This window comes from Streptomyces boncukensis (genome assembly GCF_011045075.1).
Taxonomy (GTDB): domain Bacteria; phylum Actinomycetota; class Actinomycetes; order Streptomycetales; family Streptomycetaceae; genus Streptomyces; species Streptomyces boncukensis.
Genome location: NZ_JAAKZZ010000572.1, coordinates 1 through 4,298 on the forward strand (window position 1 = coordinate 1; position 4,298 = coordinate 4,298).

General features: G+C 70.6%; 4 protein-coding genes. 3 read left to right on the forward strand and 1 reads right to left on the reverse strand.

What is annotated here, in order from left to right; genetic code table 11:
* Window positions 1–214: 214 nt before the first annotated feature.
* Together G5C65_RS32180 and G5C65_RS32185 are read left to right on the forward strand one after the other, a co-directional pair.
* Complete coding sequence (locus tag G5C65_RS32180) at window positions 215–379, forward strand: hypothetical protein (RefSeq protein ID WP_165302580.1); 165 nt, start codon at window positions 215–217, stop codon at window positions 377–379.
* Window positions 380–475: 96 nt separating this feature from the next.
* Window positions 476–1,246 carry a bestrophin-like domain gene (locus G5C65_RS32185; protein ID WP_165302581.1) on the forward strand — a complete coding sequence of 257 codons (771 nt, stop codon included), beginning with the start codon at window positions 476–478 and terminating at the stop codon, window positions 1,244–1,246.
* A gap of 177 nt (window positions 1,247–1,423) precedes the next feature.
* On the opposite strand, the gene G5C65_RS32190 is transcribed toward G5C65_RS32185, so the two are convergent.
* On the reverse strand, window positions 1,424–2,482 hold the full coding sequence (locus tag G5C65_RS32190) for a glycoside hydrolase family 5 protein (RefSeq protein ID WP_165302582.1): 1,059 nt from the start codon (window positions 2,480–2,482) through the stop codon (window positions 1,424–1,426).
* Between the two features lie 230 nt (window positions 2,483–2,712).
* On the opposite strand from G5C65_RS32190, the gene G5C65_RS32195 reads away from it, so the two are divergent.
* Entirely contained in the window at window positions 2,713–4,176 is a 1,464-nt protein-coding gene (locus G5C65_RS32195; protein ID WP_165302583.1) for an AMP-binding protein, read from the forward strand.
* Window positions 4,177–4,298: the final 122 nt, after the last annotated feature.

Consider the following 4,298-nt stretch of genomic DNA (forward strand, 5'->3'; position numbering starts at 1 on the left):
CACGGCAACAGCGCCGCCCAGCAGCCAGCCGCCTTCCAGCCGGGCCCCCGTCGTCCCCCGCCCGGCACCGTCATCGCCCGCGCCGTCGGCCACGGCGGTACGCATCGCGCCGCAGCGCCCCCCGGTGGGCGCCCCTCCAGCCCGTACACGGGCTCCTGAGGACTCCCCTGCGCCGTCGCGCAGCACCCCGCTAGAAGTGCCTCCACGGGCCGCTGTGGACCGTCAGAGCCCCCAGGCCGGGATGTCGATGGTCACCCGCACGCTGCTGATCCTCGCCCCCGCCGTGCTCGCGGCGGCGGCGCTGCGTCCCCGCGGCAGCGGCGCGGGCGCCGCAGGCAGCGGCCGGGACTCCGGCGGCCGCACCGGCCCCAGCCGATGAGACAGGGCACGTCCCAGTCGGCTGTTTCACCTTTTCCAATGATGATCTGTAAATGACCTGTCTCTCATGAGATGGGCCTAAAGGGGGAGACCTCTCTTGTCTGAATGGCTCGTGCTCGCGCTCGGCATGTTCGTGGCCTGCGTGGTGGTGATGCTCGTGGTCGTCGTCCGGCAGCGGCGCAAGGGCGATGTCGACGACCCCTCCGAGACCCCGGATGTCATCGAGTACATGACGATGATGATCGGGGTTGTCTACGCCATCGTTCTGGGGCTGGCCATCGCGGGCGTATGGGAGGCCAGGAACGCGGCCGACGACGCGGTCAGCCGCGAGGCGCAGGCGCTGCACGAGGTGAGCGAGCGGGTGCAGGTGTACCCCGCGGACGAACGCGACCGCGTGCGCAAGGACGTGAACGCGTACGTACGGCACACCGTCACGACCGAGTGGGATCACATGACCGAGCACGGCGAGCTCACCAAGCGAGGGGACGAGCTGCTGAGCGAGCTGCGGCGGCATGTGATGGCGTACGAGCCAGCCACCGCGCAGCAGGCGCAGTCGTACCAGGCTGCTGCCGACCAGGTGGCCGAGGCGGACGCCGCCCGTACCGATCGCGCATCGAGCGCCGAACCCACGATGCCGGGTGTGGTGTGGTTCGGGCTGATTGCGGGCGCCGTGGTGGCGGTGGGGATGCTCTTCGCCCTGCAGATCCAGCGCTCGGGGAGGGAACTGCTGCTGGCCGGGCTGTTCAGCGCGCTGATCGCCTTTCTGCTCTTCCTGGTCTGGCACTTCGACGCCCCGTTCGCGCGCGGGCTGTCGGACTCCAGCGAGGCGTTCACAGCGCTGTTCCCCGAGGCCACTACATCTGACTGACCGAGGACCTCTGCGGATTCGGATCCGATGTATATACGGATATACATGCGGGTGTACATGCAGAAACAAGCGCCCGTGGGGACTCGCACGCGGGCGCCTGCACCATGCGGGGTGGAACGGTGATGGGGACACGCCGGGTGTGCGTGTCCCCTCACCGCCGTGCGTTCCGGACGGGTGTCAGTTCCTGATGCGCTCCCGTATCCACATACCGGCCTCCTTCAGGACGCCGGTTCCCTCCCAGGTGTCGCCCTCACAGGTGCCCGGTTTGAAGACGGCGCCGGAGCGCCAGTCGTCCGAGAAGTTCCAGTTGGTCCAGGAGATGCCCTTCTGCTCCATCAGATCGAGGTACCGCTGGGACATCGCGAAGTCGTCGGCACCCTCGCCCGCCGCGTTCTGGGTGCCGAACTCGGTGACGAACACGGGGAGTTCGTCGGCCGCCCTGGAGAGCGTCCTGAGGTACTGGTCCCCGTGGTCGGCAGCGTAGAAGTGGAACGTGTACATGACGTTTTCCGCGTCCACCGGGTTGTCGACGACCTCGCGTTCGTCCGCGCCGTCGGAGACGCCGAACGAGGACCAGGCGCGGGTGCCGACGAGCACGATGCCGTCCGGGTCGTGCCGCCGGACCACGGGGATCACCTCCTCGGCGTAGGACTTGATCCCGGACCAGGAGACGCCGTTGGGCTCGTTGGCGATCTCGTAGAAGACGTTGGGCTGGTCCGCGTACCTGCTCGCCATCTCCGTGAAGAACCTCTTGGCGAGCTCGGTGTTAGCGCGGGGGTCGCCGGGGGTGAGCATGTGCCAGTCGATGACTGCGTACATGCCGCGTTCGATGGCCTGGTCGACGACCCGCTGGGCGATCCGGGTGAACTTCTCCGGATCGGACGCGTAACCGCCCTCCTGGACGTACGTGGAGACGCGCAGGACGTCGGCGTCCCAGTCGCGCGCCAGTGCGTCGAGCGAGCCGTCGGTGAGGCACTGTTCGTACCACTGGGTGCCGTGCGAGCTCATGCCCTTCAGCTGGACAGCCTTCCCGCTCTCGTCGCACAGCTCGGTGTCGCACACCGCGAGCTGTCCGTGCGAGGCGACCGGCGACCCGGCCGGAGCCGGGGCGGTGCGCGTGCCCTCTCCGGCGCTGGCGCTGAACTGCGGGGTGAGGGCGAAGAGCAGGGCTCCGGCGAGCGCCGCCGCCAGGGCGGTCCACAGGAGCCGTCTGCGCGTGATCGCGTAGTGGGGCATGGAGGTCTGCCTCCCGTCTCCGTCTGTCTCTGTGGGGGGGGTGGGTGAGAGCGCGGCGCAGCGCATGGGCGTCTTGTAAGGGACATGTCATCTGCGCCCCGCGAGAGAGCGGTTGCGGGAAAGCTAGGGTTGTTGCCCCTCGACGTCAAGGGAGATAGGAAACTTTCCTTACCTTCGTTGGGTGAGATGCTGTGACTGCGCCTCAGAGCCGAGATCACGAAGGAGTCCGGGTGTCCCTGCTGTTCCCCGCCCTGCAGGCCGAGTCCTCGCAGACGGCCCTCCGTTTCGGAGACCGCTCGCTCAGCTACCGCCGGCTCGCCTCGGCAGCGGCCGTGCTCGCGGCCCGCATCGAGGGCATGGGGCGCGTGGCGGTGTGGGCGACCCCCACACTGGAGACCGCCGTCGGCGTCGTCGCGGGGCTCGTAGCGGGGGTTCCCGTGGTCCCGGTCAACCCGAAGAGCGGCGAGCGGGAGCTGGCGCATGTCGTCGCCGACAGCGCCCCCGCGCTGGTGCTGGCCGAGCCGGACGCCGAGCTCCCCGGCCCGCTGGCGGCCGTGCCCCGCATGGACATCGAGCCGGACCCGGACGCGGCGGAGGACGGCGAGGCGCCCTGGGGGCTGCCACCGGAGCCGGGCGAGGGCGCCGCAGCCCTCGTCGTCTACACCTCGGGAACGACCGGGCCCCCCAAGGGCGTCGTGCTCTCCCGCCGGGCCGTGGCCGCGTGCCTCGACGACCTGGAGGACGCCTGGCAGTGGACCGCGGACGACGTCCTGGTGCACGGGCTGCCGCTGTTCCACGTGCACGGACTGATCCTGGGCGTGCTCGGACCGCTGCGCATGGGCGGCACCCTGCGCCATCTGGGCCACTTCAGTCCGGAGGGCGTCACCCGGGAGCTGACGAGCGGCGGCACCATGCTGTTCGGAGTGCCGACGATGTACCACCGGCTGGCCGCCGCCTGCGAGTCCAGCCCCGGGCTCGTCCGGGCGCTGGCGGGGGCGCGGCTGCTGGTGTCCGGTTCGGCGGCGCTCCCGCTGCCCGACCACGAGCGCCTCACCAAGGCCACGGGACAGCGGATCGTCGAGCGCTACGGCATGACCGAGACGCTGATGATCACAAGCATCCGCGTGGACGGCGCCCCCCGCCCCGGAACGGTCGGGGTCCCGCTCCCCCGGGTGGACGTACGGCTGGTGGACGAGAGCGGCGAGCGGATCGCCGACGACTCCCCGGACACCGTCGGCGAACTCCAGGTGCGGGGCCCCAGCCTGTTCACCGAGTACCTCAACCGGGCGGACGCGACCCGGGAGGCGTTCGACGGCGGCTGGTTCCGCACGGGCGACATGGCGACATGCGACGCGGACGGGTATGTGCGGCTCATCGGCCGCAAGGCCACCGACCTCATCAAGAGCGGCGGCTACAAGATCGGCGCGGGCGAGATCGAGAACGTGCTGCTCGGCCACCCGGGCGTCGCCGAGGCGGCCGTCACCGGCGAGTCCGACGACGACCTCGGCGAGCGCGTCGTCGCCTGGGTGGTGCCGGCCGATCCGCTCAGCCCGCCGGACGGGGAGGAGCTGTCGGACCTGGTGGCCAGTCAGCTCGCGCCGCACAAGCGCCCGCGCGAGATCCGCTACCTGGAGGCGCTGCCCCGCAATGACATGGGCAAGGTGCTCAAGCGGCAGCTGCGGCGACCGGAGTGAGCCCGGCCACGCGGGCGAGGCGCCGGTAGGAGTCGAGCCGGTCGGCCGGGTCGTAGGTGTTGAGGGTCAGCAGGAGCTCATCGGCACCGGTACGCCGGGCGATCCCCGCCAGCGCCCCCGCC